Consider the following 2446-nt stretch of genomic DNA (forward strand, 5'->3'; position numbering starts at 1 on the left):
AAAGTCGCCTCGGGCGGCTTTTTTTATTTCCGGACGGTTTCCGCCATACCCCACGGGGGAGTGTGGCTAAGCTGTCAGTGCGCTTGCATGGCATGCAAGAGGTCAGCGGTTAGCTCCCGCTTACCTCCACCAACGGCGCAGAAATCACATGACCATTAAAGTCGCCTCGGGCGGCTTTTTTTATTTCCGGACGGTTTCCGCCATACCCCACGGGGGAGTGTGGCTAAGCTGTAAGTGCGCTTGCATGGCATGCAAGAGGTCAGCGGTTAGCTCCCGCTTACCTCCACCAACGGCGCAGAAATCACATGACCATTAAAGTCGCCTCGGGCGGCTTTTTTTATTTCCGGACGGTTTCCGCCATACCCCACGGGGGAGTGTGGCTAAGCTGTCAGCGCGCTTGCATGGCATGCAAGAGGTCAGCGGTTAGCTCCCGCTTACCTCCACCAACAGCGCAGAAATCACATGACCATTAAAGTCGCCTTGGGCGGCTTTTTTTATTTCCGGACGGTTTCCGCGATACCCCACGGGGGAGTGTGGCTAAGCTGTTAGTGCGCTTGCATGGCATGCAAGAGGTCAGCGGTTAGTTCCCGCTTACCTCCACCAACAGCGCAGAAATCACATGACCATTAAAGTCGCCTCGGGCGGCTTTTTTTATTTCCGGACGGTTTCCGCCATACCCCACGGGGGAGTGTGGCTAAGCTGCTAGTGCGCTTGCATGGCATGCAAGAGGTCAGCGCTTAGCTCCCGCTTACCTCCACCAACAGCGCAGAAATCACATGATCATTAAAGTCGCCTCGGGCAGCTTTTTTTGTTTTCGAACTATTTTCCGCCATACCCTCGGGTGCGCTTTTTTGCCGCTCCTCTTGCTTTTCCTTTTTCTGCATATCTTTCTGGGGCACCTGCGCGCGGCATATCCGCATCAATTGCATTCCAGAATGCTATTTTTGCCATTCATCGTTTTTGGGCGGACATCGTGCCGTCGGGTGCCTAAGATGCCCCTGGTTCAAGCAATGGATGGGTGGGGTTGCACCTGCCGCCGTTTTTTACGTATGCGTATCGTCATGAAATCACTCACTCCCGGAGGTGGAATGTCCCGTTTATTTGCCAGCATGCTGTTCGCCGCTTGCGTCCCGGCGTTCGCCGCCACGGCGCCTGCCGCGCCCTTCGATCCCGCCGCCCACAAGTTGCAGGCGGGGCGTATCAACGAAGTGATGGTGCTGGGTACGCCGCACTTGTCGCAATTGCCGAAGTCGTTTGATCCGGCGCAACTGGGTTTGCTGCATGCGCGCTTGCTGGAGTGGCGGCCGCAAGCCATTGCCATCGAGGCCTTGTCCGGCCTGCAATGCGCCTACCTGCGCAGCTACCCGCAGCGCTACGCGGATACGATCAAGTCCTATTGCTGGGACCCTGCTGCCGCCCAGGCGGCCACGGGCCTGGATGTGGTGGCGGCCACCGTGCGGGCGCAGCGCCTGCTGGCCGCGTGGCCGGCGGCACCCGCTGCCTCCCAGCGGCGCACGTTGGCATCGCTATTTCTCGCCGGCGGCGAGCCGGCATCCGCGCTGGTGCAATGGCTGCGCCTTCCGGCGGAAGAGCGGCGGGCGGGCGACGGTCTCGATGCGAAGCTGGTGGCCACGCTCAATGACAGGATGCAGCGGCGCGGCGAGGATGTTCTGATCGCTGCCGTCGTGGCGGCAAGGAGCGGGCATGAGCGGGTGTATGCCATGGATGATCATACGGCGGATGAGCCCGCTGAAAATGCGGCGGAAGAGGCGGCTTACGGCCAGGCGCTCATGAAGGCGTGGGATAACCCGCATACGGTGCAGCGCAAGCGTATCGGCGCAGCGCTGCAGGCGGCATTGACGACGCCGGCTGCCGTGCTGGCCATGTATCGTGCCTATAACGCGCCGGATCAGGCCGAAATGGCCTTCCGCAGCGATTTTGGCGCTGCGCTGGAGGAGTCGTCGCCCCGGCACTTCGGCCGCAATTACGTGGCCTACTGGGAAACGCGCAACTTGCGCATGGCGTCGAATATCCGTGAGCTCATGATGGCCCGGCCCGGCATGCGCGTCCTGGTGCTGGTCGGCGCATCGCACAAGGCCTACCTGGAAGCGTATCTGGAGCAGATGCATGACGTGCGCATCGTCGGCACGGACGATATCCTGCGCTGAGGGAGCGGGGAGGGCTGGCCGCTCTTTCCATGTCTTCCAGTCATGATGGCGCTCCCGTGGGGGCGGGAAGTGAAATAAGGTGGAAAATAAGAGGCCAGCAGTTGATTTCGTGAATCGCTTCGTGTTAAACTTCGCGCACGCTTTTTTGAGGGGCTGAACAAAGCCTTCAACGAAGAGTCCGCTGAGAGTAAAACCAGCACAGGTCCCCATCGTCTAGAGGCCTAGGACATCACCCTTTCACGGTGAGTACAGGGGTTCGAATCCCCTTGGGGACGCCA

At 59.9% G+C, this 2446-nt stretch carries 1 protein-coding gene and 3 tRNA genes; all 4 read left to right on the forward strand.

Annotated features, from left to right (window positions below; genetic code table 11):
- Nucleotides 1–56 precede the first annotated feature (56 nt).
- The 4 genes from AC07VL_RS27930 (at nucleotide 57) to AC07VL_RS27945 (ending at nucleotide 2446) form a co-directional block, all read left to right on the forward strand.
- Nucleotides 57–132: transfer RNA gene (locus tag AC07VL_RS27930), tRNA-Ala, on the forward strand.
- 81 nt (nucleotides 133–213) lie between these two features.
- A tRNA-Ala gene (locus AC07VL_RS27935) sits at nucleotides 214–289 on the forward strand.
- Between the two features lie 487 nt (nucleotides 290–776).
- Nucleotides 777–2168: a DUF5694 domain-containing protein gene (locus AC07VL_RS27940; protein ID WP_494808741.1), complete on the forward strand. Its 1392-nt coding sequence runs from the start codon at nucleotides 777–779 to the stop codon at nucleotides 2166–2168.
- 202 nt (nucleotides 2169–2370) lie between these two features.
- Nucleotides 2371–2446 (forward strand) — tRNA-Glu (locus AC07VL_RS27945).

It is taken from the genome of Janthinobacterium sp. GW821-FHT03C08, from assembly GCF_059420905.1.

Bases quoted from the DNA above. Each gene is read 5' to 3' on its own strand.
- AC07VL_RS27940 (WP_494808741.1), top strand. From the start codon at position 777: ATGATCATTAAAGTCGCCTCGGGCAGCTTTTTTTGTTTTCGAACTATT.